Annotated in this window: 29 protein-coding genes; 20 read left to right on the forward strand and 9 right to left on the reverse strand. The window is 70.2% G+C overall.

The genetic code is table 11. The features are described from left to right. The first annotated feature begins 34 nt into the window (after nt 1-34). The 3 genes from nadA (at nt 35) to nadC (ending at nt 3,718) form a co-directional block, all read left to right on the forward strand. Nucleotides 35-1,066, forward strand: a complete 1,032-nt coding sequence (nadA, locus tag ACYVKL_RS04240; RefSeq protein WP_379170961.1) for a quinolinate synthase NadA — start codon at nt 35-37, stop codon at nt 1,064-1,066. 32 nt (nt 1,067-1,098) lie between these two features. Next, nucleotides 1,099-2,775 (forward strand): L-aspartate oxidase, encoded by a 1,677-nt coding sequence (locus ACYVKL_RS04245; RefSeq protein ID WP_379170958.1) that lies wholly within the window; start codon nt 1,099-1,101, stop codon nt 2,773-2,775. A gap of 82 nt (nt 2,776-2,857) precedes the next feature. Next, entirely contained in the window at nt 2,858-3,718 is an 861-nt protein-coding gene (nadC, locus tag ACYVKL_RS04250; RefSeq protein WP_379170955.1) for a carboxylating nicotinate-nucleotide diphosphorylase, read from the forward strand. Between the two features lie 82 nt (nt 3,719-3,800). On the opposite strand, the gene ACYVKL_RS04255 is transcribed toward nadC, so the two are convergent. From ACYVKL_RS04255 to ACYVKL_RS04265, 3 genes are all read right to left on the reverse strand, one after another. Next, the gene (locus ACYVKL_RS04255; protein WP_379170953.1) at nt 3,801-3,983 is read right to left on the reverse strand and encodes a hypothetical protein; all 183 of its coding nucleotides are present in this window, start codon (nt 3,981-3,983) and stop codon (nt 3,801-3,803) included. An 85-nt stretch (nt 3,984-4,068) separates the two neighbouring features. Further along, the gene (locus ACYVKL_RS04260; protein ID WP_379170951.1) at nt 4,069-4,581 is read right to left on the reverse strand and encodes a tellurite resistance TerB family protein; all 513 of its coding nucleotides are present in this window, start codon (nt 4,579-4,581) and stop codon (nt 4,069-4,071) included. Nucleotides 4,582-4,795: 214 nt separating this feature from the next. After that, nucleotides 4,796-5,974, reverse strand: coding sequence for a winged helix DNA-binding domain-containing protein (locus tag ACYVKL_RS04265; RefSeq protein WP_379170949.1), 1,179 nt, complete (start codon nt 5,972-5,974; stop codon nt 4,796-4,798). Nucleotides 5,975-6,094: 120 nt separating this feature from the next. Between ACYVKL_RS04265 and ACYVKL_RS04270 the strand changes: the two genes are divergently transcribed. The 4 genes from ACYVKL_RS04270 (at nt 6,095) to ACYVKL_RS04285 (ending at nt 10,981) form a co-directional block, all read left to right on the forward strand. Then, nucleotides 6,095-7,069, forward strand: coding sequence for an alpha/beta hydrolase family protein (locus ACYVKL_RS04270; RefSeq protein ID WP_460771096.1), 975 nt, complete (start codon nt 6,095-6,097; stop codon nt 7,067-7,069). 138 nt (nt 7,070-7,207) lie between these two features. Continuing rightward, nucleotides 7,208-8,152 carry an NAD-dependent epimerase/dehydratase family protein gene (locus tag ACYVKL_RS04275; protein ID WP_379170945.1) on the forward strand — a complete coding sequence of 315 codons (945 nt, stop codon included), beginning with the start codon at nt 7,208-7,210 and terminating at the stop codon, nt 8,150-8,152. Between the two features lie 100 nt (nt 8,153-8,252). Further along, nucleotides 8,253-9,116, forward strand: a complete 864-nt coding sequence (locus ACYVKL_RS04280; protein WP_379170943.1) for an arylamine N-acetyltransferase family protein — start codon at nt 8,253-8,255, stop codon at nt 9,114-9,116. A 278-nt stretch (nt 9,117-9,394) separates the two neighbouring features. Next, nucleotides 9,395-10,981 carry a serine/threonine-protein kinase gene (locus ACYVKL_RS04285; RefSeq protein WP_379170940.1) on the forward strand — a complete coding sequence of 529 codons (1,587 nt, stop codon included), beginning with the start codon at nt 9,395-9,397 and terminating at the stop codon, nt 10,979-10,981. Between the two features lie 55 nt (nt 10,982-11,036). Here ACYVKL_RS04285 and ACYVKL_RS04290 read toward each other — a convergent pair whose 3' ends face one another. Beyond that, nucleotides 11,037-11,888, reverse strand: coding sequence for a helix-turn-helix transcriptional regulator (locus ACYVKL_RS04290; RefSeq protein WP_379170937.1), 852 nt, complete (start codon nt 11,886-11,888; stop codon nt 11,037-11,039). Nucleotides 11,889-12,034: 146 nt separating this feature from the next. Between ACYVKL_RS04290 and ACYVKL_RS04295 the strand changes: the two genes are divergently transcribed. The 8 genes from ACYVKL_RS04295 (at nt 12,035) to hisH (ending at nt 18,663) form a co-directional block, all read left to right on the forward strand. Continuing rightward, on the forward strand, nt 12,035-13,081 hold the full coding sequence (locus tag ACYVKL_RS04295) for an aldo/keto reductase (protein WP_379170935.1): 1,047 nt from the start codon (nt 12,035-12,037) through the stop codon (nt 13,079-13,081). 40 nt (nt 13,082-13,121) lie between these two features. Next, the gene (locus ACYVKL_RS04300; RefSeq protein ID WP_379170933.1) at nt 13,122-13,409 is read left to right on the forward strand and encodes a putative quinol monooxygenase; all 288 of its coding nucleotides are present in this window, start codon (nt 13,122-13,124) and stop codon (nt 13,407-13,409) included. Between the two features lie 232 nt (nt 13,410-13,641). Next, nucleotides 13,642-13,938, forward strand: a complete 297-nt coding sequence (locus ACYVKL_RS04305; protein ID WP_379170931.1) for a DUF6412 domain-containing protein — start codon at nt 13,642-13,644, stop codon at nt 13,936-13,938. Nucleotides 13,939-14,036: 98 nt separating this feature from the next. After that, nucleotides 14,037-14,807: a membrane protein insertase YidC gene (gene yidC / locus ACYVKL_RS04310; RefSeq protein ID WP_213560539.1), complete on the forward strand. Its 771-nt coding sequence runs from the start codon at nt 14,037-14,039 to the stop codon at nt 14,805-14,807. Nucleotides 14,808-14,943: 136 nt separating this feature from the next. Next, nucleotides 14,944-16,281 (forward strand): histidinol dehydrogenase, encoded by a 1,338-nt coding sequence (gene hisD / locus ACYVKL_RS04315; protein WP_379170929.1) that lies wholly within the window; start codon nt 14,944-14,946, stop codon nt 16,279-16,281. Beyond that, nucleotides 16,278-17,399 carry a histidinol-phosphate transaminase gene (locus ACYVKL_RS04320; protein WP_379170927.1) on the forward strand — a complete coding sequence of 374 codons (1,122 nt, stop codon included), beginning with the start codon at nt 16,278-16,280 and terminating at the stop codon, nt 17,397-17,399. The genes hisD and ACYVKL_RS04320 overlap by 4 nt, the downstream gene beginning before the upstream one ends. 2 nt (nt 17,400-17,401) lie before the next feature. Further along, the gene (gene hisB / locus ACYVKL_RS04325) at nt 17,402-18,028 is read left to right on the forward strand and encodes an imidazoleglycerol-phosphate dehydratase HisB (protein ID WP_213561026.1); all 627 of its coding nucleotides are present in this window, start codon (nt 17,402-17,404) and stop codon (nt 18,026-18,028) included. Beyond that, entirely contained in the window at nt 18,025-18,663 is a 639-nt protein-coding gene (gene hisH, locus ACYVKL_RS04330) for an imidazole glycerol phosphate synthase subunit HisH (RefSeq protein ID WP_379170925.1), read from the forward strand. Before hisB ends, hisH begins: the two co-directional genes overlap by 4 nt. 59 nt (nt 18,664-18,722) lie before the next feature. Here hisH and ACYVKL_RS04335 read toward each other — a convergent pair whose 3' ends face one another. Beyond that, nucleotides 18,723-19,196, reverse strand: a complete 474-nt coding sequence (locus ACYVKL_RS04335; RefSeq protein ID WP_379170923.1) for a nuclear transport factor 2 family protein — start codon at nt 19,194-19,196, stop codon at nt 18,723-18,725. A 99-nt stretch (nt 19,197-19,295) separates the two neighbouring features. Here ACYVKL_RS04335 and ACYVKL_RS04340 point away from each other — a divergent pair, with 99 nt between their 5' ends. The 5 genes from ACYVKL_RS04340 to hisI all read left to right on the forward strand — a co-directional run bounded on the left by ACYVKL_RS04340 (nt 19,296) and on the right by hisI (nt 22,508). Beyond that, nucleotides 19,296-19,748: a MarR family winged helix-turn-helix transcriptional regulator gene (locus ACYVKL_RS04340; RefSeq protein ID WP_379170921.1), complete on the forward strand. Its 453-nt coding sequence runs from the start codon at nt 19,296-19,298 to the stop codon at nt 19,746-19,748. A 65-nt stretch (nt 19,749-19,813) separates the two neighbouring features. Beyond that, a complete protein-coding gene (gene priA / locus ACYVKL_RS04345) occupies nt 19,814-20,545 on the forward strand; it encodes a bifunctional 1-(5-phosphoribosyl)-5-((5-phosphoribosylamino)methylideneamino)imidazole-4-carboxamide isomerase/phosphoribosylanthranilate isomerase PriA (RefSeq protein ID WP_213560545.1) in 732 nt (243 codons plus the stop codon). A gap of 4 nt (nt 20,546-20,549) precedes the next feature. Beyond that, nucleotides 20,550-21,371 carry an inositol monophosphatase family protein gene (locus tag ACYVKL_RS04350; RefSeq protein WP_357202475.1) on the forward strand — a complete coding sequence of 274 codons (822 nt, stop codon included), beginning with the start codon at nt 20,550-20,552 and terminating at the stop codon, nt 21,369-21,371. Nucleotides 21,372-21,387: 16 nt separating this feature from the next. Then, nucleotides 21,388-22,161: an imidazole glycerol phosphate synthase subunit HisF gene (hisF, locus tag ACYVKL_RS04355; protein WP_213560547.1), complete on the forward strand. Its 774-nt coding sequence runs from the start codon at nt 21,388-21,390 to the stop codon at nt 22,159-22,161. Then, complete coding sequence (gene hisI / locus ACYVKL_RS04360) at nt 22,158-22,508, forward strand: phosphoribosyl-AMP cyclohydrolase (RefSeq protein WP_213560548.1); 351 nt, start codon at nt 22,158-22,160, stop codon at nt 22,506-22,508. The genes hisF and hisI overlap by 4 nt, the downstream gene beginning before the upstream one ends. Nucleotides 22,509-22,511: 3 nt before the next feature. Here the strand turns inward: hisI and ACYVKL_RS04365 are convergent, their stop codons facing one another. From ACYVKL_RS04365 to ACYVKL_RS04380, 4 genes are all read right to left on the reverse strand, one after another. Beyond that, the gene (locus tag ACYVKL_RS04365) at nt 22,512-23,015 is read right to left on the reverse strand and encodes a MarR family winged helix-turn-helix transcriptional regulator (protein ID WP_379171461.1); all 504 of its coding nucleotides are present in this window, start codon (nt 23,013-23,015) and stop codon (nt 22,512-22,514) included. A 181-nt stretch (nt 23,016-23,196) separates the two neighbouring features. Next, nucleotides 23,197-23,790 carry a permease gene (locus tag ACYVKL_RS04370; protein ID WP_379170918.1) on the reverse strand — a complete coding sequence of 198 codons (594 nt, stop codon included), beginning with the start codon at nt 23,788-23,790 and terminating at the stop codon, nt 23,197-23,199. Between the two features lie 84 nt (nt 23,791-23,874). Further along, nucleotides 23,875-24,330 carry a peroxiredoxin gene (locus tag ACYVKL_RS04375; protein ID WP_379170916.1) on the reverse strand — a complete coding sequence of 152 codons (456 nt, stop codon included), beginning with the start codon at nt 24,328-24,330 and terminating at the stop codon, nt 23,875-23,877. A gap of 193 nt (nt 24,331-24,523) precedes the next feature. After that, on the reverse strand, nt 24,524-24,739 hold the full coding sequence (locus ACYVKL_RS04380) for a hypothetical protein (protein ID WP_379349376.1): 216 nt from the start codon (nt 24,737-24,739) through the stop codon (nt 24,524-24,526). Nucleotides 24,740-24,951: the final 212 nt, after the last annotated feature.

Here is a 24,951-nt window from a genome sequence, read left to right on the forward strand (position 1 = left end):
GAAGTGGCCGGGCGCATGAGAGAAGGAGCCAGCCATGGCTGCAGCAGTGGGCGCGTTGACCGATCGGATCGTCGACGGACCGTCGGGATACTCAGGTGTGGACGCCACCCCCGATTGGGCGGCGGAGATCAAGCGGCTGGCGCGCGAGCGCAACGCCACCATCCTGGCGCACAACTACCAGCTGCCCGAGATCCAGGACATCGCCGACCACGTGGGCGACTCCCTGGCCCTGTCCCGGATCGCCGCGGAGGCGCCCGAGGACACCATCGTCTTCTGCGGCGTGCACTTCATGGCCGAGACCGCCAAGATCCTCAGCCCCGAGAAGACCGTGCTCATCCCGGACCAGCGCGCGGGCTGCTCGCTGGCCGACTCGATCAGCGCCGAGGAACTGCGCGCCTGGAAGGCCGAGTACCCGGACGCGCTGGTGGTCTCCTACGTGAACACCACCGCCGCGGTGAAGGCCCTGACCGACATCTGCTGCACCTCCTCCAACGCCGTCGACGTGGTCGCCTCCATCGACCCCGACCGCGAGGTGCTGTTCCTGCCGGACCAGTTCCTGGGCGCGCACGTCAAGCGCATCACCGGCCGCGAGAACATGCACATCTGGATGGGCGAGTGCCACGTGCACGCCGGCATCAACGGCGACGAGCTCAACGAGCAGGCCCGCACCCACCCCGACGCCGAGCTGTTCGTGCACCCCGAATGCGGTTGCGCCACTTCGGCTCTCTACCTGGCCGGTGCTGGTGAGTTCCCCGCCGACCGCGTGCACATCCTCTCGACCGGCGGCATGATCGACGCCGCCAAGGCCGCCAAATCGAACCAGGTCCTGGTCGCCACCGAGGTCGGCATGCTGCACCAGCTGCGCAAGGCCGCCCCCGGCATCGACTTCCAGGCCGTCAACGACCGCGCGTCCTGCCAGTACATGAAGATGATCACCCCCGCCGCCCTGCTCCGCTGCCTGGTGGAGAACCGCGACGAGGTCCACGTCGACCCCGAAACCGCTGCCCTGGCCCGCAATTCGGTGCAGCGCATGATCGAGATCGGCAACCCGGGCGGCGGCGAATAGCCACGTCCACCCCGCCAGGGGAGGGATGAGCAATGGTGAACACATCGATTTCGGTCACCTGGGAAGCAGAGGCCGATCTGGTCGTCGTGGGCGGTGGCGTGGCCGGGCTGACCGCCGCGCGCACCGCCTCCCGGCACGGGCTGCGCGTCCTGACCTTGAGCAAGGGCGGCCCCACCGACACCTCGACCCAGTACGCGCAGGGCGGGATCGCGGTGGTCGCGCCGCACGGGGATTCGGTGGAATCCCATGTGCACGACACCATGGTCGCCGGGGCCGGACTGTGTGAGGCCGACGCCGTGCGGTCCATCGTCGAGGGCGGTCAGCAGGCGGTCGCCGCGCTGACCGACCTGGGCGCGGTCTTCGACCAGGGCCGCGACGGCGAAGTGTCGCGCACCCGCGAGGGCGGGCACAGCACGCGACGCATCATCCACGCCGGCGGCGACGCCACCGGTGCGGAGGTGCAGCGGGCGCTGAACGCCGCCGGCCTGCCGGTGATCTTCGGCGCGACCGTGCTCGACATCGTGACCGGACCCGACGGCGTGCGCGGCGTGCTCGCGGTGTCGGATCAGGGTTTCGGCATCGTGCACGCCCCGGCCGTGCTGCTCGCCACCGGCGGCCTCGGCCAGCTCTACGCGTGCAGCACCAACCCGGCCGGCGCCACCGCCGACGGCGTCGCGCTGGCCCTGCGGGCCGGGGCGCTGGTGTCGGATCTGGAGTTCGTGCAGTTCCACCCGACCGTGCTGTTCACGCCGGGCGGGCTCGGCCGCCGCCCGCTGATCAGCGAGGCGGTGCGCGGTGAGGGCGCGATTCTGGTGGACTCCGAAGGCAATTCGGTGACCGCGGGGGTGCACCCGCGCGGCGACCTGGCCCCGCGCGACGTGGTCTCCCGCGCCATCGCGGCCCGCATGCAGGAGCTCGGCACCGATCACGTCTACCTCGACGCCCGCGCGATCGACGGCTTCGCGCAACGCTTCCCGAACATCACGGCCTCCTGCCTGGCCGCGGGCATCGACCCCACCACCGACCTGATCCCGGTCGCCCCGGCCGCCCACTTCCAGTGCGGCGGCATCCTCACCGACACCGACGGCCGCACCACCGTCCCCGGCCTGTACGCCGCCGGTGAGGTGGCCCGCACCGGACTGCACGGCGCGAACCGCCTGGCCTCCAACAGCCTGCTCGAGGGGCTGGTGGTCGGTGAACGCGCGGGCATGGCGGCCACCGAGCGGGAGGGTGTGGCCGCCCCGATCACGGCGGTGGGCCCGCTGCGGTTCCCGCGCGCGGACCGGAAGCTCCTGCAGGAGTTGATGACCGAGCACGCGGCGGTGTTCCGCGACGGCGACGGCCTGCGCGCCGCCATCCTGCGCATGGTCGGCCTGGTCTCCGACAACGAGGCCCCCGAGCTCACCGTCGAGTGGGCGCTCGGCCGCACGGCGACCGAAACCGCCGCCGCGCACCGGGATTCGGCGGCCGCGATCATTCGCGAGCTGGAGGATTCGGCGCTCACCCTGACCGCGCGGGCGCTGCTCGTCGCGGCCGCGGCGCGCACCGAGAGCCGCGGCTGCCACACCCGCTCGGACCATCCGGAACCACGGGAAGAGCTGCGGCGCAGCAGCACCGTGCGGCTGGGCTCCGACGGGCGGCCGAAGCTGGTCACCGACGCCGCGCCGACGCCCGCGTGGGGCGAGGTGGCCGTCCCGGCCGCGTCGTGAACCCGATCGCCGCGAACGACAGTGCCGCCCCGCGCGAGAGCGCGCGGGGCGTAGGACAACTCATCGAACAAGGAGTGCGGTAATGGCTCTCGACGCCGGACTGGATCGCGACGAAGTGGTCGCGCTGATCCGTAATGCCCTCGATGAGGATCTGCGCTACGGACCCGACATCACGACGATGGCCACCGTGCCCGCCGACGCGATCGCCAAGGCGGGCATGGCTTCCCGGCAGCCGGGAACGGTGGCGGGCCTGGATGTCGGGCTGCTGGTGCTCGACGAGGTGCTGGGCGCGGGCAACTACGAGGTCACCGGCCGGGTGCCGGACGGTACCCGGGTGCAGCCGGGTGACACCGTGCTCAGCCTGGTCGCGCCGACGCGCGGGCTGCTCACCGCGGAACGCACGCTGTTGAACCTGGTGTGCCACCTGTCCGGCATCGCCACCGCGACCGCGCAGTGGGTGGACGCCGTCGAGGGCACCGACTGCCGAATCCGGGACAGCCGCAAGACCCTTCCGGGGCTGCGCGCCCTGCAGAAGTACGCGGTGCGGGTCGGCGGCGGCGTCAATCACCGCATGGGGCTGGGCGACGCGGCGCTGATCAAGGACAACCACGTGGTGGCCGCGGGGTCGGTGGTCGCCGCGCTGCGCGCCGTGCGGGAGCTGAACCCGGACATCGAGTGCGAGGTCGAGGTGGACAGCCTCGAGCAGCTCGACGCCGTGCTCGCCGAGGACGTGGAACTGGTACTGCTGGACAACTTCCCGTTGTGGGCCACCCAGGCGGCGGTGCAGCGCCGCAACACCCGGTCGCCGCGCACCAAACTGGAGTCCTCGGGCGGACTTTCGCTGGACATGGCCGCGGACTACGCGGGCACCGGCGTCGACTACCTGGCGGTGGGCGCGCTCACCCACTCGGTCCGGGTGCTGGACCTCGGACTGGATATGTGAGTTCGGCGCTCGCACCCCCGAGGTGCCACTCGCTCGGGGGTGCGCCGCCGTCCGTGCCGGGAGCGGCCGGGAGACGGGCTGGTCAGCGCCGGTAGACGGGCGGATCGACCAGCCAGCCGATCCCGCCGCAGCCGGTGCACAGGATGGCTGTGCCCATCTCGGAACAGCCTGCGGCCCCGGTGCCTTCGCACCAGGCGCAGTACCGCCAGCCCCGATTGGGGTGGACGGTGTCGAGCAGGATGTTGAGGAACCCTTGGATCGCCATGCAGAGTGAATCTCCTCGCTAGGCAGCAAACGACCCAAGGATGCGCGCCGGCTCCGGGCAATGTCCAGCAAAAGCCAGGGGGGCTTTACACGCCGAATTCCACTGGGTCCAAACGCAGCACCTGACAAGCCTCGCGAATCACCGTGAGCGCGTGTGCCCCGAGTTCGCCGTCGGTTCGCCCCACCGTCGATCCGATGCGCAGCACGGCGGCCGCCTGCTCGGGAAATTCGGTGGCCTTGGCGATCTGCGCCATCACGTACGCGTGCCCGAAGGCCGGATCCATGATGAGCCGGGCGCAGTTGTCCTCGAACAGATGTCGCAGCTCCTCGGCGGGCCCGCGACCGAGAATCTCGTGCGCGCCGACCAATTGCGCCACCCGCATCCGCGCCGCCGGATCGATGCGCCCGTCGACCGCGGACAACACCGCGCACATGCCCAGCGCGGCATCGCGGAAGGCGGTTCCCCACCGGTCCTCGCGCGCGCCGGGCGGGCTCGCACCGGGCGGCACGGACGGTGCGCCGGCGGATCCGCCGGGCGGTACGCCGGCCGGATCGGTGCGCTGGGCAGCCGGGGAGACCAGCCGATTCGAGAACGCCATGACACACACTCCGAAGACCTCGCCGAACCCGTGGACCTCCCCGCGTTCGCGGTGCGAACGATTGCTCCCGCCGGGCCCGGATCGTGCGAACAACACGGTCGACAGTAACAGTCCGCCGGGACGGGTCCCGCAGAAATTCTCCGAATACTCGCGCACAGCAACCTGCTTCGGCGCGGGTGCGGGCGGTGGCGTCGACCGTCTCGGCGGGCCGGCGTCAGGCGGTGAGTTCGCGTTCGAGCGGAGTCCGGAAGCGGGGGATCGGGCGGACCTCACCGTAGAAGCCGCGCAGCCGTTGGGCTTCGACGGCGATCGCCTTCTCCGCGTCGGCGCCGACATCCTCCAGTAGCCGCCACACGATGTCGCCGTCCGGTCGCTGCGCCCAGCCGCCGACGATGCGTCCCTCCCACCACACCGACGGCCCGATATTGCCGTTGCGGTCGAACAGCGCCGGCTGATGCGGTCCCAGATACCACTCACGCGATTGCCAGCCCATCGGCGTGGGATCGAGCGCGGGCAGCAGCGCGGCCCACGGCTCCGGGGCGGGCGTCGGTTCCAGATCGTCGGCCAGCACCAGGCCGGTCTCGCCGCCCAGATCCACCTCCACGGTGTCCACCCGCGCCAGCGCCTTGCGGACCTCGCCCAGCGTCCACCCGGTCCACCATTTGATATCGCTCACCGGCGCGGGACCGAAGGCGCGCAACCATTTCCGGACCAGTTCGGCGCGGGCGGGCTCGACGGGCAGTGCCGGAATGCCCTGCGGCAGCCACGATTCGATGGGTGACCAGGTGTATTGGCTGCTGCCCCAGGTCCCGTTGGGCCGCCCGCGCACGATCCGGCCCTCGCAGCCGAGCGTGACGAGCACCCAGGTCGTGATGTTGGTCGGTTTCGAGTACGGCTTGCCGGGTGCGGTGTCCACCTGGGTCCGCAGCCGCGGCACGTCCTTGCTCAACTGCGCCCCGGTCGCCGCGCCCCGGGTCAGCAGCGCGGCATGGGTTTCCGCCTCGACCTCGTTCCACCACGCCACGACATTGCCCGGCACCGCGCCGGCCTTCTCGAGGTAGCCCCCGTAGGTCTTGCGCTGCTTGTGCGCCAGCGCGTCGGCGACCGCGGCCTGCAGGGTCGGCACCAGCTCGACCGGCGCGACGAACATGGTGCGCCGCATGGCCAGCAGGCGCAGCAGCGTCCGGTCGTCGTAGAGCGCCCGCTCCATGTGGCCCGGTTCCAGGCCCGCCGAGCGCGCCGCGATCGACAGGTACACGGTGGCCGGATCGGTGGCGTGCAGGACCACCAGGGACCGTACGATCGACTCCACCGCGTCGGCGCGCTCCGCCGTCGCCAGGCGGTGCCGCACCCCGAGCCGAGCCCGCCGCTCGGCGGCATCCATCGAACGCATGGGCGAATCCTAGCCGCCGGCAGCCGGATTCGGGCACACCTCGCCGCACCCGATCCGGTGTGCGTACCGGCCCGGCGTGGGTTCCCGGCCGGGCCCCGCTCCCGTGCGACGATGCCGGACGTGCGTGGTCATCGGCGAGGGTTGCGGGTAATCGGTGTGGTCGCGGGTGTGGTCGCGGCGGCGATGGTCGGGCTACCCGGGATCGCGGGCGCGGCCGACGACGGCGTGTCCATGCGGCCGATCAGCCTGACCGTCGACGGCGAGACGGCGACCGGCCGCGTGTACGAACCCGAGGGCGGGGCCCGCGCGCTCATCGTGGCGGTCCACGGCCACGCCGGCAGCGCGAGCGACTTCCCCGACTACATGGCCTCGATCGTCAAGAACACCGGCGCGGCCCTGGTCACCATGGACCAGCGCTCCGACACCGGCACCTGGCGCACCGGCGAATGGAATGTGTGGGCGGGCTGGCGCGACACCCTCGCCGCCACCCGGTGGTATCGCGGCGAACACCCCGGCCTCGGCCCGACCGTGCTGTGGGGCTGGAGCCAGGGCGGCGTCACCAGCGGCCTGGCCGCCGCCTACGCCCCGCCCGGCACCTACGACTACTGGGTCGACACCTTCGGTCACGCCGGGGATGTCACGGCCTGGCTCGAATCCGGTTCGGCCGGACCGGGATTGCGCCCCGAGATCGAACGCGACGCGGGCGGCTGCACCCCGTTCACCTGCCCGCAGGCCTACCTGGACCGCTCGCCGGTGCTGATGACCAACCGCATCGACGTCAAACGCGCGATCCTGCTGCACGGCACCGCCGATCCGCTGGTGCCCTACACCCAGTCGCTGGAGATGCGGGCCGCGCTCACCCTCACCGGGCACCCGGTGTCGATGTACACGGTGGTGAGCGGCCGCGATCTGCAGGGCCGCGTGGTCCCCGGCGATCACGGCATCAATCCGGTGTTCTTCGAATCCGGTTGCGCGGTCATGCGACTGCTGCAGGGCAGCGAACCGCTGGGCGGCGACCACGACTACCTCATCGACGTCGGCGCGGGCGTCAACACCGCACCCCCCGCCCCGGCGAACGCCAAATGCGCGGCGTGACAACCGCTCACCGTCCGTACACCCGGTGATCGCTCGCCGTTCGTGCGGCTGAACGGCTGCCCGTCGATCCGTGCCGCCGCGCCGCGAACCACTAGGCTCGGGCCCGGAAATCGGCAGGGCGAGACGGGATGAAGCGCAATGAAAGTCGTGGTGGCGGGAGCGACAGGGGCGATCGGGCGGCCGTTGGTGACGGCGCTGCGCGCCCGCGGGCACCAGGTGTACGCGCTGACCCGCGACGGTCGCGGCGCCGAGGTGGCGCGGTCGCTGGGGGCCACGCCACTGGTCGCCAATGTGATGGATCGCAAGGATCTGTTGCGCGCCACCGAGCGACTGACCGCCGACGCGGTCATCCATGAACTCACCGCCTACCGGCACGCCCCGCCCACCCACTATCACTCGCCGGGCCTGCTGCGCACCAACGCCTTACGTGAGACCGGCGGCAAGCACCTGGTGGAACTGGCCCAGCGCGCCGGGGCGCGGCGGTATCTGACGCAATCGGTGATCTTCGGCTACGGCATGCGCGATCACGGTGCGCGGCCGGTGACCGAGCAGGACCCGTTCGGCCGCATCCCCGGCGACGTCAACGACGGTCTCATCGGGGCGCTGCACCAGGCCGAATCGCACGCCTGGCGCGCGCCCGGCATCGACGGAATCGCCTTGCGCTACGGCATCTTCTACGGGCCCGGAGCATCCGACGCCTTCACTCGCGCGCTGCGGCGCCGGCTGTTCCCGCTGCCCAGCACGACCACCGGGCACACCGGCTTCGTGCACGTGGCGGACGCGGCCGCCGCGACCGTGGCCGCGCTCGAACGCGGCCGCCCCGGCCAGGCGTACAACATCGTCGACGACGAGCCCGCCAGCTGGGAGGCCGCGTTCGAGGCCACGGCCGCGGCGATCGGCGCGCGCCCGCCGCTGCGGCTCCCGCCGCGCCTGATGCGCATCACCTCGCCGCTGACCGCCGCCCAGATGCTGGACTTCTCCATCCGCGCCTCCAATGCCAAGGCGCGGGCGGAACTGGGCTGGGCGCCGCGGTATCCGAGCTACCGGGACGGCGTGCACACGCTCGCGCGGGTCGACGCCTGACCGGCCGTCCGGCCCCGGGCCGGAACACAGCCGCACCCCCCGCCGTTGATCAACTCGGAGACGAGTGAACGACGGGAATCGGGCGCGAAGGAAGGCAGTGATGAACACACCGGCGGACCCCACCTACACCTGGCTGGGCGCGGAGCTCGACCTGGACGCCTATCTGGCCCGGATCGGATTCACCGGTGAGCGCACCCCCACCCTGGCCACGCTGCGCGCCCTGGTCCACGCCCACACGACCGCGATCCCGTTCGAGAATCTCGAGATCATCCTCGGCCGCGGCATCCCCCTCGATCTGGAAACGCTGCAGGACAAGCTGATCCGGCGGCGGCGCGGCGGCTACTGCTACGAGAACGTCGGCCTGTTCGCGGCCGCGCTGGAGCGCCTCGGCTTCGAGTTCACCGCAATGTCCGGGCGGGTCACCCGGGGCGCGACCAATCTGCGCCCGGCCACCCACGCCCTGCTGCGCGTCAAGGCCGCCGACGACGACCGGATCTGGCTGTGCGACGTCGGATTCGGCTGGGGACCCCTGGAACCGGTCGAACTCGCCGGAGATCGCGGCGAATTCGGTGCGGGCGCATGGCGTTTCCGGCTGGAGCTCGGCGCGGACCCGCTCGGCGGCGAGCTGTGGACGCTGCACCAGTTCGGCCGGGACGGCTGGGTGGATCGGCACACCTTCGTCACGACTCCGCAGTACCGCGTCGATTTCGCGGTCGGGAACCACTTCGTGTCCACCTCGGCGCGGTCGCCGTTCACCATGCGCCCGTTCGTGCAGCGCTTCCACGCCGAGGTGCATCACCAGCTCGACGGCACCACCTGGACCACCAGCTACCCGGACGGTTCGGAGCAGGTGCGCGAGCTCGAGGTCGCCGAGCTGCCCAAGATCCTCGAGGAGGTCTTCGATATCGAGCTCGAGGAGGCGGACGCGGCGCGATTGGTGCGCGCGGAGTGGCCGACGGCATGAAAAGTAGCTGAACTCGGCCGGTGTGCCGGAGCAAACACACATCAAACCGATCGGTCTATGCCTGGTCATGTATGCACTGTGACCAGCGGTTACACAAATCCGATCACCTGCGGGTCACCCGCGGGCGGCGCAGATCTCATCGAGATCTCCGCCATATCTCACGCTGGCGTCGGCGATCCGCCCGTAGCCCGCTACACTCGTGCGGGGAAACGCGCGGGCAACCGCACTGTCACAGTCATCTCGAAGAACCTCGGAGTAGTGCCATCGAAACCGGCCAAGTGATCGCAGGGCATTACCGCCTGGTCGAACGGATTGGTAGCGGCGGCACAGGTGTCGTCTGGCGAGCCGTCGACCAGCGGCTGGAACGATCCGTCGCGATCAAGCAGATCCTGACCCAGCCGAGCCTCTCGGATGCGGACAAGGACATCGTCAAGCAACGCGCTGCGCGCGAGGCGCGCAACGCGGCCCGGTTCCAGCACCCCAACGCCATCGTCGTGTTCGACATCACCGAACACGAAGGCGACCCGTGCTTGATCATGGAGTACCTCCCGTCGCAGAGCCTCGCGGTGGTGCTGTCCGCACAGGGCACGCTGCCCTTGCCACAGTGCGCCCGCATCGGCGAACAGGTGGCATCCGCGCTCATCGCCGCGCACCGCGCCGGCATCGTGCACCGTGACGTCAAGCCCGGCAACATCCTGCTCGGCGACAACGGCGCGGTGAAGATCACCGACTTCGGCATCGCCAAGTCCAAGGGCGACGTCACCCTCACCGCCACCGGTCTGATCTCCGGCACCGCCGCCTACCTCGCCCCCGAGGTCGCCCGCGGCGCGGAACCGACCCCGGCCGCCGACGTCTTCGCCCTGGGCGCCACCCTCTTCCACGCGCTGGAAGGCGAACCGCCCTACGGCACCAACCCGAATCCGCTGGCACTGCTCTACGCCGCGGCCAACGGTCAGATCAGCGAGCCCCGCAATGCCGGACCGCTCAGCGATCTGCTGCTGTCGCTGCTCAGCTTCGAGCCGGAGGACCGGCCGAGCATGCTCGACGTGCGCGACATCATGGCCGAATTCGCCGAGGTCGGCCCGGACGCCGAGGCCACCCGCGTGCTCGCCGCCCGCCGCTCGGGCCCGATCACCCCGCAGGGGGGAACGGCCCCGCGCACCGCGTCGCGCCCGAACACCCGGCAGATGGAACGCCGCTCGTCGGCCAACGCCGACATCCCGACCGGCGCGATGAGTCAGGCGCAGCTGCTGGAGACCCCGCCGCCGCGTCCGCTGCTCAACGGCGGTCCGCCGACCCGCAATCATCCTGCCCCGGAACCGGATTCGGAGCCGGGCGGCAAGAAGAAGCTGGTGTGGATCGGGCTGGTCGCGGCGGTCGTGGTCGGCGGCGGCGTCGTCTACGGCCTGACCGGCAACTCCGGGTCCAACGACGCGCCGGGCGCGGGCGGCACCAGCACCTCGGTGAAGGTCTCGACGTCCGCCAGCTCCGTCAAGGGCACGCCGTCGGGCCTGGGCCAGACCAAGAGCGCCTCCACGGTCAGCGTCGGCAACGGCGCGGACGCCGTGGACAAGTTCTACGACGCCCTCACCTCGCAGCGGTACCAGGACGCGTGGAGCCGGCTCACCCCGGCCGCGCAGCAGGTGTACGGCAGCGCGACGGCGTTCCAGAGCTACTGGACCACCAACCCGATCAGCCGCTACTCCACCATCGAGGGCGCGCGCGGCGGGGACAGCAACAATGCCGATGGGTCGGTGGACATTTCGCTGGCCAGCCTGACCACCAAGAACGGCGGCAGCAAGGCCGTCACGCTGCGGGTGGTCGACAGCGGCGGTTCCCTGCTGATCGACAGCGACACCAAGTAGCGGTCATTCGCTCGGCACTGCGCCGCACCGGGATTCCGGTGCGGCGCAGTGCTTTTCAGTGGTGCGCGGCCGAGTCGGCGGCCAGGGTCGCCAGCAGGCGCAGAGCGTCGGCGCTGGGGGAGTCCGGCTCGACGTGATGGGCCACCAGCGCCTGATCGGGATCGTCCGGGAGCCGCAGGGTTTCGTAGCCCAGCTCCAACCGGCCCACGATCGGGTGACGGTAGATGTGGCGGCCGTGCGTCTTGTCCTTGAGCTCGTGACGCTCCCACAGTGCGGCGAATTCCGGGCTCGCGGAATTCATCTCGTCGATCAGGGCGGTGATGCGGGGGTCGCCGGGATTGCGGGCGGCATCCACCCGCAGGTAGGCGACGGTGTCGGCGGCCTTGTCGTCCCAGTCCTCGTAGAGCTCCTTGGCGCCCTCGTCGAGGAAGACCAGGTGCAGGAAGTCGCGCTGCTCGGGCGCGATCGCGCCGAAATCGCCGATCAGGGCCGCCGCCAGGCGATTCCACGCCAGCACGCTGACCCCGCGGCCCACGATGTAGGCGGGCACGTCGTGCGCGGAGTCCAGCAGCCGGCGCAGGCCCGGGCGCACCTCCTGCGCGGCGGGCGGCTCCTCGCCCGACCACGGCCGCGCCAGCAGGTAGAGATGGTCGCGCTCGACCTGATTCAGCCGCAGCGCCCGCGCCACCGCGTCCAGCACCGACTCCGAGAACTGCAGACTGCGGCCCTGCTCCAGCCGCACATAGTGATCGACGCTGACCCCGGCCAGCAGCGCCAGCTCCTCGCGCCGCAGGCCCGGAACCCGGCGGCGGGCGCCGTGCGACAGCAGGCCCACCTCGTCCGGGCTGAGCCGAGCGCGGCGGGAGCGCAGGAATTCACCGAGTTCGGCGCGACGGTCCAAGGTCATGCCATCAGGCAACCACGATGCCCGCGGGTTTCATCCTGGTCATGCCGTGCCCAGGCAGACGCGGCACTGTTTGCCCCGCGCGGATCGGACGAATGTAGTGCTCAGCGCCGCACATCACGGCGGAAACAGACTCCGAGGAGCACACCATGACCTCCCTTCCCACCCGTCGGCTCGGCAGCACCGACATGCACCTCAGCCGGATCGGATTCGGCGCCTGGGCGATCGGCGGCGCGGGCTGGCGCTACGCCTGGGGCGCGCAGGACGACGCCGGTTCCATCGCCACCATCCGCCGCGCGGTCGAGGCGGGCGTGAACTGGATCGACACCGCCGCCGTCTACGGGCTCGGCCACTCCGAGGAAGTGGTCGGCAAGGCGATCGCCGGACTGCCCGACGCCGACCGGCCCTTCGTCTTCACCAAGGCCGGACTGGTCTGGGACGACAACGACCGGGCCGCCGCGCCCCGGCGCGTGATGGCCGCCGCCAGCGTGCGCCGCGAGATCGAGGACTCGCTGCGGCGGCTCGACGTCGAGCGCATCGACCTGTACCAGGTGCACTGGCCCGACACCGGTGCGTCCCTGGACTTCTCGGACCCGGACGGCGTATCCGACGCCGTGGTCACGCCGCTGGCCGAGTACTGGCAGACGATGGCCGACCTGGTGACCGAGGGCAAGGTCCGCGCGATCGGCCTGTCCAACCACGACATCGGGCAGCTGGAGCTCGCCGAGTCCATCGCCCACGTCGACGCCATCCAGCCCCAGTTCTCGCTGATCAAGCGTGCCGCGGCGGGCGAATTGGCCTGGGCGGCAGCCCATCACACCGGCGGCATCGTCTATCAGCCGCAGCACTCCGGCCTGCTCACCGGCGCGTTCTCCGCCGAACGCGTCGCGAACCTGCCCGACGACGACTGGCGCAAGGGCTTCCCGGAGTTCACCACCGAACTCGATCGCAACCTCGCCCTGGTGGAGGCGCTGCGTCCGATCGCCGCGGCCCACCGCACCACTGTCGGCGCGCTCGCCATCGCCTGGACCCTGACCTGGCCCGGCGTCACCGGCGCCATCGTCGGCGCCCGCACCCCCGAACAGGTCGACGGCTGGATCGACGCCGCCACACTGGAATTGACCCCGGCCGACCTGGACGCCATCACCGCCGCCGTGCGCACGACGGGCGCCGGCGAAGGCCCGATCACCCACTGACCGCGCCGAACAACGCACACCGAACCCTGAGGAGAACACCATGACGCTGCACGTCGTCGCCGAGCTGCGCGCCGCCGCCGGACACGAGGACCGCCTCCGTACCGCCCTGGAAGCGATGATCGAACCGTCCCTCGCCGAACCCGGCTGCCTGTCGTATCAGCCCTTCACCAACCCCAACGACCCCGCCCACATGGTCGTCGTCGAGGAGTGGCACGACGCCGACGCCCTCGAGAAGCACTTCACCACCGACCACTTCCGGCACGTGGCGAGCGTCCTGGAAGGCATCGTCGCCGAACCCATGATCATCCGCCGCCTCGTCGCCGAATAGACCTCGGCCGCCGAACTGCGCGCCCCCGCGATCTCCACCGCGGGGGCGCGTTCGGGTGCGGGCGCCCGGGCCTGCTCCGACCCCGATCCCGCGTGGAACCCCTCCGCCGCCCGCACCCCCGGGCCACGATCGTGCGCTGACAATGGGCCCCTGCGTCTCGTGCCCGCCCGTTGGGCGCGGTGGCCGAGAACACAGGGTGCCGGAGGCGGGGAACGCAGGTAGTGTCGGGCGCATGGTCACGCGGATTCGATCGACGGCGCTGCTGGTGTGCGCGCTCGTGGTCTCCGCGTGGGCGGTGCTGTATCTGGGTGCCGCACATCCTGATTCGCTGATCGTGCTCGGCGCGGTGGCGCTGGTCGCGATGACGGCAGCGGTGCTGTCGGCGCGCGGGCCGTTGGTGGTCGTCGCCGGGCATGCGGGTCCGCCGGAGTCGGCGGCACGACGGCGACGGGGCGCGTTCCTGCGGCAGAGCAATCCGGACGCGGCGGGGCGGCCGCGGCCGCGAGCGCCGGGAGTCCTCGCGGCCTGACAGCGTCTTCCGTATTCGCCTCGCTGTCGGGTTCTTCGCCATCCCGAATTCCCTTCGCCCGCACGCGTGTGCGGGCGCATGCGCAGCGAGGTGCTCCCGTGCTCGATTTCATCTATTACCCCGTGTCCGCCGTCCTGTGGCTGTGGCACACCGCCTTCGCGTCGGTGCTCGGCGCAACCAGCGGCCTGGCCTGGGTGCTGGCCATCGTGTTCCTGGTGCTCACCTTGCGGGCGCTGCTGATCAAGCCGTTCATGGCGCAACTGCGGTTCTCCCGTGCGCTGGCCGAGATGCAGCCGCAGATCCAGGAGATCAAGCGCAAACACGCGGGAGACCGCGAGAAGCAGGCCCAGGCCATGCAGGAGTTGCAGAAGGAGTCCGGGGTCAACGTGCTGACCGGGTTCCTGCCGATCATCGGCCAGACGCTGGTGTTCATCGGCCTCTACCACGTGCTGCGGTCCTTCCAGGCCGGTCATACCGAGAACTACGTGTTCGGCGCGGGCCAGGTCCAGTCCTTCCTGGACGCGAAGCTGTTCGGCGCGCCGCTGGCGGCCACGCTGTCCGGCGCCGGGTCGTCCTTCGGAACCATTGCCGCGGTGGCGATTCCGCTCATGGTGATCGCCGCGGTCGCCACCCACTTCACCGCCCGCGCCGCGGTGGCCCGGCAGCCCGCACCGGCCGAGGGTGCGGCGGGCTCGCAGGCGCGCATCATGAACACGCTCTCGCAGTGGGTGTTCCCGGCCGGCGTGCTGATGTTCGGACCGGTCATGCCGATCGCGATCCTGCTGTACTTCGTCACCCAGAATGCCTGGACATTTGCCCAGCAACACGTGGTGGCGACCCGCTTCAGTGGGGACCCGGTCGCGAAGTAGCGAGGCGCTCGATCGCCCATGGGCGGTGCGCGGAATAAGCGGTGGCGGTGACCGGATAGGCTGGTAGCTGGTCGCAAGCGGTTTCGGCTGCGTCGCGAACCCCTCGAATCAGCACAGACAAGGACTGCACAGCGCTATGACCAGCCGCATCGAGCTCGCCCGCGTCGACCTGCGCGGACGTACTCCCACTGCTGCCGAACTGCGCGCGGCACTGCCGCGTGGAGGCGTCGACGTGGACTCGGTGCTGCATCATGTGCGACCGGTCGTGGAGGCCATCCGCGATCGGGGCGTGGCGGCCGCGCTGGAATTCAGCGCCAAGTTCGACGGCGTGACCCCCGCCTCGGTGCGGGTGCCCGCCGCCGAACTGGAGAAGGCCCTCGCCGAGCTGGATCCCGCCGTGCGCGCGGCCCTCGAGGTCGCCATCGAACGCACCCGCAAGGTCCACAACGATCAGCGGCGCAGCGACAAGACCACCCAGGTGGTGCCCGGCGGCACCGTCACCGAGCGCTGGGTGCCGGTCGAGCGGGTCGGCCTGTACGTGCCGGGCGGCAATGCCGTCTACCCGTCCTCGGTCGTCATGAACGTGGTCCCGGCGCAGGCCGCGGGTGTGGAATCGCTGGTCGTGGCCTCCCCGCCGCAGGCGCAGTTCGGTGGCCTGCCGCACCCGACCATCCTGGCCGCCGCCCAGCTGCTCGGCGTCACCGAGGTGTGGGCGGTCGGCGGCGCGCAGGCCGTGGCGCTGCTGTCCTACGGCGGCATCGACACCGACGGCGCGCAGCTGGAACCGGTCGACCTGATCACCGGCCCCGGCAATATCTACGTGACCGCCGCCAAGCGGCTGTGCCGCGGCCTGGTCGGCATCGACGCCGAGGCCGGGCCCACCGAGATCGCCATCCTCGCCGACGCCACCGCCGACCCGGTTCACGTGGCCGCCGACCTCATCTCGCAGGCCGAGCACGACGTGCTCGCCGCCAGCGTCCTGGTCACCGACAGCGTCGAACTCGCCGACGCCGTGGACGCGGCGCTCACCGCCCAGATGGCCGTGGTCAAGCACCACGACCGGGTCGCGGAAGCACTGTCGGGCAAGCAGTCCGGCACCGTGCTGGTCGACGACATCGAGCAGGGGCTGCGTGTGGTCAACGCCTACGCGGCCGAGCACCTCGAGATCCAGACCGTGGACGCCGCGGGCGTGGCCGCCCGGGTGCGGTCGGCCGGCGCGATTTTCGTCGGCGCCTGGTCGCCGGTGTCGCTGGGCGACTACTGCGCCGGGTCCAACCACGTGCTGCCGACTGCCGGATGCGCCCGGCACTCTTCGGGTTTGAGCGTGCAGACGTTCCTGCGCGGCATCCACGTCGTCGAGTACTCCGAGGCGGCGCTGAAGGATGTCTCGGGCCACGTGGTCGCGCTGGCCGATGCCGAGGATCTGCCCGCGCACGGCCAGGCCGTCCAGGCGCGATTCGGAGAACTGCGGTGATCGTCCCCGGCTCCGAGATCTCGCTCGACGACCTGCCGTTGCGGGACAACCTGCGCGGCAAGAGTCCTTACGGCGCACCGCAATTGACGGTGCCCGTCCAGCTCAACACCAACGAGAACCCGCACCCGCCGAGTCAGGCGCTGGTCGACGACGTCGCCGAGTCGGTGCGCGCGGCGGCCGCCGACCTGCACCGGTACCCGGATCGCGACGCGGTGGGCCTGCGCACCGACCTGGCCGCCTACCTGACCCGCCAGACCGGCGTGGCGGTGGACGTGGCCAACGTGTGGGCCGCCAACGGCTCCAACGAGATCCTGCAGCAGTTGCTGCAGGCGTTCGGCGGACCCGGCCGCAGCGCACTGGGTTTCGTGCCCTCGTACTCGATGCACCCGATCATCTCCGAGGGCATCGACACCGAGTGGATCGAGGCCAAGCGCAACGGCGACTTCTCCCTCGACATCGACTACGCGGTCCTGGTGGTGGGGGAGAAGCACCCCGACGTCGTCTTCGTGACCAGCCCCAACAACCCGACCGGGCACAGCATTCCGATCGCGGACCTGGAGCGCATCCTCGACGCCGCGCCCGGCATCGTGGTGGTCGACGAGGCGTACGGCGAGTTCTCCTCCGCGCCCAGCGCGATCAGCCTGATCGACAAGTACCCGAGCAAGCTGGTGGTCAGCCGCACCATGTCCAAGGCGTTCGCCTTCGCCGGCGGGCGGCTCGGCTACCTGGTGGCCGCGCCCGCGGTCATCGACGCCATGCTGCTGGTGCGCCTGCCCTACCACCTGTCCGTGGTCACCCAGGCCGCCGCGCGTGCGGCGCTGCGGCACGCGGACGAAACCCTGGGCAGCGTCCACGAATTGGCCGCCCAGCGCGATCGCGTCATGGCCGCGCTGGCGGAGCTGGGCTACGACGTCATCCCGTCGGATGCCAACTTCGTGCTGTTCGGCCGCTTCGCCGACGCCGCGCGCGCCTGGCAGCACTACCTCGACGAGGGCGTGCTCATCCGCGATGTCGGCATCCCCGGCTACCTGCGCACCACCATCGGCCTGGCCGCCGAGAACGACGAATTCCTGCGCGTCAGCGCGAAACTGGCGTCCGAGGAGCTGATCGCCCGATGACCATCGAACGTCCCGCCGACCGCATCGCCCGGGTCGAGCGCACCACCCGCGAGTCCTCCATCGTGGTGGAGCTCAACCTGGACGGCTCCGGCAAGACCGACATCTCCACCGGCGTCCCCTTCTACGACCACATGCTGACCGCGTTCGGCCAGCACGGCAGCTTCGACCTCACGGTGCAGGCCAAGGGCGACATCGAGATCGAGGCGCACCACACCGTCGAGGACACCGCCATCGTCATCGGCCAGGCCCTGGGCCAGGCGCTGGGCGACAAGAAGGGCATCCGCCGCTTCGGCGACTGCTTCATCCCGATGGACGAGACCCTCGCCCACGCCGTCGTCGACGTCTCCGGGCGGCCGTACTGCGTGCACACCGGCGAGCCGGATCACATGCTGCACACCATCATTCCGAGCGTCGCGCCGACCGCGTCGTACTCGACGGTCATCAACCGCCACGTGTTCGAGTCGATCGCGCTCAACGCGCGCATCGCCCTGCACGTTCGCGTGCTGTACGGCCGCGACCAGCACCACATCACCGAGGCCGAGTTCAAGGCCGTCGCCCGGGCGCTGCGCGCGGCGGTCGAATACGACCCGCGCGTGTCCGGGGTCCCGTCCACCAAGGGTTCGCTGTGACCAAGAAGATCGCCCTGCTCGACTACGGTTCGGGCAACCTGCACTCCGCGAGCCGCGCGCTGGCCCGCACCGGCGCCGAGGTCGTCATCACCGCCGACGCCGAGATCGCGCTGAACGCGGACGGTCTGGTGGTCCCCGGCGTCGGCGCCTACGCCGCCTGCATGGCGGGTCTGCTCGGCGTCCGCGGCGACCGCATCATCGGCAAGCGCCTCTCGGGCGGCCGCCCGATCCTGGGCATCTGCGTCGGCATGCAGATCCTGTTCGAACGCGGCGTCGAGTTCGGCGTCGAGACCGACGGCTGCGGCGAATGGCCCGGCACCGTCGAGCGGCTCGACGCCCCCGTCCTCCCGCACATGGGCTGGAACACGGTCAAGGCGCCCGCGGACAGCGTCCTGTTCTCCGGCATGGACGCCGACACCCGCTTCTACTTCGTGCACTCCTACGCCGCCCAGCACTGGGGCTGGACCGACGACGGCGGCGGCCACCTCGCCCCCGCGAAACTGACCTGGGCCGAACACGGCGTCCCGTTCCTGGCCGCGGTCGAGAACGGCCCGCTCTCGGCCACCCAGTTCCACCCCGAGAAGTCCGGTGACGCCGGAGCGCAGCTGCTGCGCAACTGGGTCGACTCGATCTGATCCGAACGACCGAAACCCCCGCCGCGAGCGGGGGTTTCGTGTTTTCCGGGTAGGCCCGCTCAGGCGGCCGAGGGGCGCGGGCGCGTGCCCACGGACCAGACCGGCGAGGAGGCGACACTGGAGAACTGCCAGCCGTCGCCGGTGCGGACGGCCGCGAAGCGGTACACCTCCCCGAGGGTGAGCCGGGGTTGCGAGCCCAGTGTGGGGTCCTGCGTGGGACCCCACGCGAAGACGCACAGCAGATTGGCGCGCACCGTCGCCGTGTCACCGTTGAGCTCGACGATGATGCCGCTGATGATGTGCTGAATCTGCCTGTCGGGGGAGTGGTTCCGGCCGGCCTGGCCGACCAGCGCGGCCCGGCCGACCGCCTTACCGCCGGGCGTCCGCGCGGTGGCGTCGTGGGTGTACAGCGCCGCGAGTTCGTCCCAATCACCCTCGTCGAGCGCCCGCCCGAGCCGATGGACCAGCTCGGTGATCTCGAATTTGTCGGCCAGGTCCTGGATTCGCCCGGTGCTGATGTCGATCGCGTTCATGGGGGCAGTCTCTCGACGAAATGGTTGGTTGAACCAACGTTGGTGCAACCAATGTAACTGATCGTGGGTCTCCCCAACAAGTCTTGATAGATTCCCCTCATGGACGCCGCCCCCGAAGGAGCCTCCGGCCGCCTCCGCGCCCTCCCCACCCGCCTCCTCGGCCAGGTCGCGATCATCGCCAACCGCTGCACCGAAAAGGCCCTGGAGTCAACGGGTTCCCGCCGCTACCACTACGCCCTGCTGGCGACCCTCGACGAACACGGCCCGCTGAGCCAGGCCGAAGTGGGCCGCCGCACCGGGATCGACCGCAGCGACGTCGTCGCGGCGGTCAACGACCTCGCCGATCGCGGCCTGCTGGTTCGCGCCCCCGACCCCGCCGACCGCCGCCGCAACACCCTCACCCTCACCCCGGCGGGCCGCGACCACCTGGCCGACCTCGACACCCGCCTGGAGGCGGCGCAACGCGAACTGCTCCCGGGCTTCAGCACCGCCGAACGCGCCAACTTCGTGCTCCTGCTGAATCGGGTCCTCGAACAGCACGCACCGCAGTGACCCGGTCCCCCCGAGCGGGCGAGGCCGACGACGGCGCGATGATCGGTAACCACTAGGATGCTTGCGTGAGTCTTGTGCTGCTACCTGCCGTCGATGTCGCCAATGGTGAAGCTGTGCGCCTGGTTCAGGGGGAGGCGGGCAGTGAAACCAGTTATGGTTCGCCGCGCGATGCCGCCCTCGCCTGGCAGCAGGCCGGTGCCGAATGGGTGCATCTGGTGGATCTGGACGCCGCGTTCGGCAAGGGCAGCAATCGCGACATCATCGCCGGGGTCATCGGCGAGCTCGACGTGAAGGTCGAGCTGTCGGGCGGAATCCGCGACGACGAGTCGCTGAAGGCGGCGCTGGCCACCGGCTGCGCCCGGGTGAACATCGGGACCGCGGCCATCGAGAATCCGGAATGGTGCGCCCGCGCCATCGGCGAATACGGCGACAAGGTCGCGGTCGGCCTGGACGTGAAGCTCATCGACGGCGAGTGGCGGCTGCGCGGACGCGGCTGGGTCACCGACGGCGGCGACCTGTGGGAGGTGCTCGAGCGGCTCGAACGCGACGGGTGCTCGCGCTACGTGGTCACCGACGTCTCCAAGGACGGCACGCTGACCGGGCCGAACCTGGAGCTGCTGAGCCAGGTCGCGAACGCGGCCGAGGCCCCGGTCATCGCCTCGGGCGGCATCTCGGTGCTCGAGGACCTGACCGCCATCGCGACGCTGGTGGACGAGGGCGTCGAAGGCGCGATCATCGGCAAGGCCCTCTACGCGGGCCGGTTCACCCTGCCCGAAGCCCTGGCCGCGGTCCGCTAGCGCCGTGGCCGCCGAACTCGCCGAACTGCTCGGCATCGCCTGCGCGGTGCTCGACTCCGCCGCACCGCGTTTCGTCGAGGGTATCGGGGCGCCGAGCGCGGTCGAGAAGGGGCGCAACGACTTCGCCACCGAACTCGACCTCGAGCTCGAGCGCACCATCTCCCAGCGGTTGAGCGAGCGCACCGGAATCCCGGTGCACGGCGAGGAATTCGGCGGGCCACAGCTGACCTCGGGCACCGCGTGGGTGCTCGACCCGATCGACGGCACCTTCAACTATTCGGCGGGCAGCCCCATGTGCGGGATGCTGCTGTCGCTGGTGCGCGACGGCGTCCCCGTCATCGGCCTGACCTGGCTGCCGATCCTGGGCCAGCGCTACGCGGCCGTCGACGGCGGGCCGCTGCTGCTCAACGGCACCCCGCTGCCGAGCCTGGCCCCGGCCAAACTGGCCACCGCCATGATCGGGTTCGGCAGCTTCAATATCGATGGGGCGGGCCGGATTCCGGGCATCTTCCGCTTCAACCTGCTGGGCGCGCTGAGCCGGCTCTCGGGCCGGCAGCGCATGTACGGCTCGACCGGTATCGACCTGGCCTACACCGCGTCCGGAATTCTGGGCGGGGCCGTGGTGTTCGGACATCACCCGTGGGACAACGCGGCCGGCGTGGCGCTGGTTCGCGCCGCGGGCGGCGTGGTCACCGACCTGCTGGGGCAGCCGTGGACCATCGAGTCCGGTTCGGTGCTGGCCGCCGCGCCCGGCGTGCACGAGGAACTACTGGAACTGATCGCCGACACCGCCGATCGGGTCCGAGGAGAGGCAGAACAATACTGATGATAAGAGTCATGAAATGACGCTCGCGGTACGCGTGATTCCGTGCCTGGACGTGGACGCCGGGCGCGTGGTCAAGGGCGTCAACTTCGAAAACCTCAGGGACGCGGGCGATCCTGTCGAACTGGCGGCCACCTACGACGCCCAGGGCGCGGACGAGCTGACCTTCCTCGACGTCACCGCCTCCACCGGCGACCGCGGCACCATGATCGACGTGGTGACCCGCACCGCCGAGCAGATCTTCATCCCGCTCACCGTCGGCGGCGGCGTGCGCACCGTCGAGGACGTGGACCGGCTGCTGCGGGCGGGCGCGGACAAGGTGTCGGTGAACACCGCCGCCATCGCCCGCCCCGAGGTGCTGCGGGAGATGTCGGAGCGCTTCGGCTCGCAGTGCATCGTGCTGTCGGTCGACGCCCGCACCGTGCCCGAGGGTCAGGACCCGACCCCGTCCGGCTGGGAGGTCACCACCCACGGCGGCAAGCGCGGCACCGGCATCGACGCGGTCGAATGGGCCGTGCGCGGAGCCGAATTGGGTGTCGGCGAGATCCTGCTCAACTCGATGGACGCCGACGGCACCAAGGCCGGTTTCGACCTGCGCATGATCCGCGCGGTGCGGGCCGCGGTGTCGGTGCCGGTGATCGCCTCCGGCGGCGCGGGCAAGGTGGAGGACTTCGCCCCGGCCGTGCAGTCCGGCGCGGACGCCGTGCTGGCCGCCAGCGTGTTCCACTTCGGCGACCTCACCATCGGCCAGGTCAAGGACGCCATGCGCACGGAAGGAATCACGGTTCGATGAGCGCCCTGGATCCTGCGATCGCGGCCCGCCTCAAGCGCAACGCCGACGGCCTGTTCGCCGCCATCGCGCAGGAGAAGAGCACCGGCGACGTGCTGATGATGGCCTGGATGGACGACGAGGCGCTGGCCCGCACCCTGGAGACCCGCAAGGGCACCTACTACTCGCGGTCGCGGCAGCAGTACTGGGTAAAGGGCGAGACCTCCGGCCACACCCAGTACGTGCACGAGGTGCGCCTGGACTGCGACGGCGACACCGTGCTGCTGGTCGTGGACCAGGAGGGCGCGGCCTGCCACACCGGCACCCACACCTGCTTCGACACCGACGTGCTGCTGTCCGGCAAGGACTGAGCCTCAGTCGGATTCGGCTTCCAGACCCAGATGCGAGCTGGGCCGCCCCGAGCGGCCGAGCCCGCGGGTCATGCCCTTCTCCAGCTGCGCGACCAGCGTCTGACCGAGTTCGAGCAATTCCTCGGTCTGCGCGTCGTCGAGGCCGTCGAACACCAGGCCGCGCACACAGTCCAGATAGCCGGGTTCGGCGTCGGTGACCTTGCGATATCCGGCGTCGGTCAACACCGCCTGCGCGCCGCGGCGGCCGGTCAGGGCGACGCGTTGCGCCCAGCCGAGCCGTTCAAGTTTGGAGACCACGTGCGAGAGTCGTGATAGCGATGCGTTTGCCTTTTGCGCAAGCTCACTGAGCTGCAACCGGTGATCCGGTTCTTCGGAGAGCAACGTCATCACGAAGTATTCGAAATGGGTAATCCCGGACTCGCGTTGCAGTTGGGTATCCAATGCGGCGGGGAGTCGGGTGGTGAGCGCGATCAAGGTACGCCAAGCTCGCTGTTCCATGGGGTTCATCGACTTGTTCACCGTGCTCGCCCTCTCGTAGCAGCCGAGTGACGGGTGGTGCCGGACGGTTCGATCGCCGGTGCTGTGGCGTCGAATCGGTCACTCGCACGTCAAAGTTTGCCACGATTTCGCTCGTCCGTCACGGCGTTGCCGAATGACGTGACATCGATCACGCATGTAGGCGCTGGAATCAGTTCGTGCCGACTTCGGGGGCGTTTTCCGGAGATTCCGGTGACACGCGCGGCTTTTCCGGTTCGTTTCGCTGCTGGTCGGCGCGGTGACGGCGGAAGCGCCTGCGCACCAAGAGAAATGCCACCAGTAGGAACAGCAACGCGGCAATGATCGCGCCCGCCAGGCACGCGCCGCGGAATCCCGGCGCGTCGACGTCGAGAATGCGTTCTCCGGCATGTGCGGCATTCGAGTTGCCCCACACGATGGTCAGCGTCATCAAATTCGGGATGGCGAGGATGACGGCCAGTACGGCTGCGCCACCGGCGATAAACCTACCGCCCCGTTTGCGCCAGCTCAGGCCCGCCGCCAGGAACAGGAAAAGTGGTATCGCGGTGCACAGCAGGCCCATTATCAGGCCGTACCAGATGCCCTTCGCGAAACTCGACCCCACCATTTCCGCGAGCCGCTGTGCCCACCATCGCGGAATGAATGCCGCCAGGATCAGATACGACAGCCACAACACCGCCACGGCCACCAGGGTGGCGATGATGCGATTGCGCCACGTGACGAAGGTTGAAGACTTTCGCTCCTGCTCGGTGCCGGCCGTAGTCATGCGCCCAGCGTATGTCCGAATTGTCGGCGGACGAAGCACCGACGCGGCGGGGCCACCCGTCCGGGGCCGAGCCGGAGCCGCCGGTCAGCGCTCGCGCAGGAACTTCAGCGCCTCGTCGGCGTGCACGTTGGCGCGCATCTCGCTGTTGATGACCTTGACCACGGTCCGATCCGGGTCGATCACGAAGGTGGTGCGCTTGACCGGCACCAGCGCGCCGAGCAGTCCGCGCTTCACGCCGAACTCGGCGGCGATCTTCGCGCCCGGGTCCGAGAGCACCGGGTACCCCAGTCCCTGCTTCTCCGCGAACCCCGACTGCACCTCGACCGAATCGGCGCTGATGCCCACGCAGCTCGCGCCGGCGGCCTTGAATTCCGTTGCCAGATCCCGGAAGTGGCACGCCTCGGCGGTGCATACCGGCGTGTTGGCCGCGGGATAGAAGAACAACACCACCGGGCCGTCCGCGAGCAGCGACTCGAGCGAACGCGGGGTGCCGGACTGATCCGGGAGTTCGAAATTGGGTGCGAGCTGACCGAGCTTCATGCTCGTACCCTACCCCTTATTCATCGTGCACGAGCTATCTGGGGCGGCCACGACGGTACCGCTGGAATCCCTTGCCGGACATCAGGCTTGGCGGGTGCCCTCCGCCGGCCGATTCAGCTCCAGCTCTGCCTGAGGGTCCGGGGTCAGCCCCCGGAGCCCCAACCACCCCCCGACACGCGGTGTCGGTGCTCGGTCACACCCCGATGAGGGCGGCGACCTCCGGGTTCTTGATATCCATCACGTCGAGGATGCCGTGCGCCCGCAGGAACGGCTTGAGCTCCTTGATCCGGTCGGTGTGCTCGGCGTACTCGTCGGGGAAGTTGCGCTGATCCAGCGACTCCAGCGCCTTCACGTAGGTGACGAACGAGGCGATGGCGGAGTACTTCCCGCCGGGGTTCATATTCATCATCCGAGGCAGCTGGCCGGGGTGAATGCCCGGAGCCAGCTGCGGAGCTGCGTGCCGTGGAACCTCCGGAGCCACCGGTTGCGAGGGGTACATCTTTGTTGAACTCCTCTCGAGAATGGGGGATACCGCGGGCGACCGCCGCGAGTGCAGTGATGACCGCTTCAGGTATTCGCCGCAGCCGCCCGGTCGGCTGGGCGGGGAGCGCGATTTAGATC

It is taken from the genome of Nocardia tengchongensis, from assembly GCF_054781395.1.

Bases quoted from the DNA above. Each gene is read 5' to 3' on its own strand.
- nadA (WP_379170961.1), top strand. From the start codon at position 35: ATGGCTGCAGCAGTGGGCGCGTTGACCGATCGGATCGTCGACGGACCG.
- ACYVKL_RS04245 (WP_379170958.1), top strand. From the start codon at position 1,099: ATGGTGAACACATCGATTTCGGTCACCTGGGAAGCAGAGGCCGATCTG.
- nadC (WP_379170955.1), top strand. From the start codon at position 2,858: ATGGCTCTCGACGCCGGACTGGATCGCGACGAAGTGGTCGCGCTGATC.
- ACYVKL_RS04255 (WP_379170953.1), bottom strand. From the start codon at position 3,983: ATGGCGATCCAAGGGTTCCTCAACATCCTGCTCGACACCGTCCACCCC.
- ACYVKL_RS04260 (WP_379170951.1), bottom strand. From the start codon at position 4,581: ATGGCGTTCTCGAATCGGCTGGTCTCCCCGGCTGCCCAGCGCACCGAT.
- ACYVKL_RS04265 (WP_379170949.1), bottom strand. From the start codon at position 5,974: ATGCGTTCGATGGATGCCGCCGAGCGGCGGGCTCGGCTCGGGGTGCGG.
- ACYVKL_RS04275 (WP_379170945.1), top strand. From the start codon at position 7,208: ATGAAAGTCGTGGTGGCGGGAGCGACAGGGGCGATCGGGCGGCCGTTG.
- ACYVKL_RS04280 (WP_379170943.1), top strand. From the start codon at position 8,253: ATGAACACACCGGCGGACCCCACCTACACCTGGCTGGGCGCGGAGCTC.
- ACYVKL_RS04290 (WP_379170937.1), bottom strand. From the start codon at position 11,888: ATGACCTTGGACCGTCGCGCCGAACTCGGTGAATTCCTGCGCTCCCGC.
- ACYVKL_RS04295 (WP_379170935.1), top strand. From the start codon at position 12,035: ATGACCTCCCTTCCCACCCGTCGGCTCGGCAGCACCGACATGCACCTC.
- ACYVKL_RS04300 (WP_379170933.1), top strand. From the start codon at position 13,122: ATGACGCTGCACGTCGTCGCCGAGCTGCGCGCCGCCGCCGGACACGAG.
- ACYVKL_RS04305 (WP_379170931.1), top strand. From the start codon at position 13,642: ATGGTCACGCGGATTCGATCGACGGCGCTGCTGGTGTGCGCGCTCGTG.
- hisD (WP_379170929.1), top strand. From the start codon at position 14,944: ATGACCAGCCGCATCGAGCTCGCCCGCGTCGACCTGCGCGGACGTACT.
- ACYVKL_RS04335 (WP_379170923.1), bottom strand. From the start codon at position 19,196: ATGAACGCGATCGACATCAGCACCGGGCGAATCCAGGACCTGGCCGAC.
- ACYVKL_RS04340 (WP_379170921.1), top strand. From the start codon at position 19,296: ATGGACGCCGCCCCCGAAGGAGCCTCCGGCCGCCTCCGCGCCCTCCCC.
- hisF (WP_213560547.1), top strand. From the start codon at position 21,388: ATGACGCTCGCGGTACGCGTGATTCCGTGCCTGGACGTGGACGCCGGG.
- hisI (WP_213560548.1), top strand. From the start codon at position 22,158: ATGAGCGCCCTGGATCCTGCGATCGCGGCCCGCCTCAAGCGCAACGCC.
- ACYVKL_RS04365 (WP_379171461.1), bottom strand. From the start codon at position 23,015: ATGAACCCCATGGAACAGCGAGCTTGGCGTACCTTGATCGCGCTCACC.
- ACYVKL_RS04370 (WP_379170918.1), bottom strand. From the start codon at position 23,790: ATGACTACGGCCGGCACCGAGCAGGAGCGAAAGTCTTCAACCTTCGTC.
- ACYVKL_RS04375 (WP_379170916.1), bottom strand. From the start codon at position 24,330: ATGAAGCTCGGTCAGCTCGCACCCAATTTCGAACTCCCGGATCAGTCC.
- ACYVKL_RS04380 (WP_379349376.1), bottom strand. From the start codon at position 24,739: ATGATGAATATGAACCCCGGCGGGAAGTACTCCGCCATCGCCTCGTTC.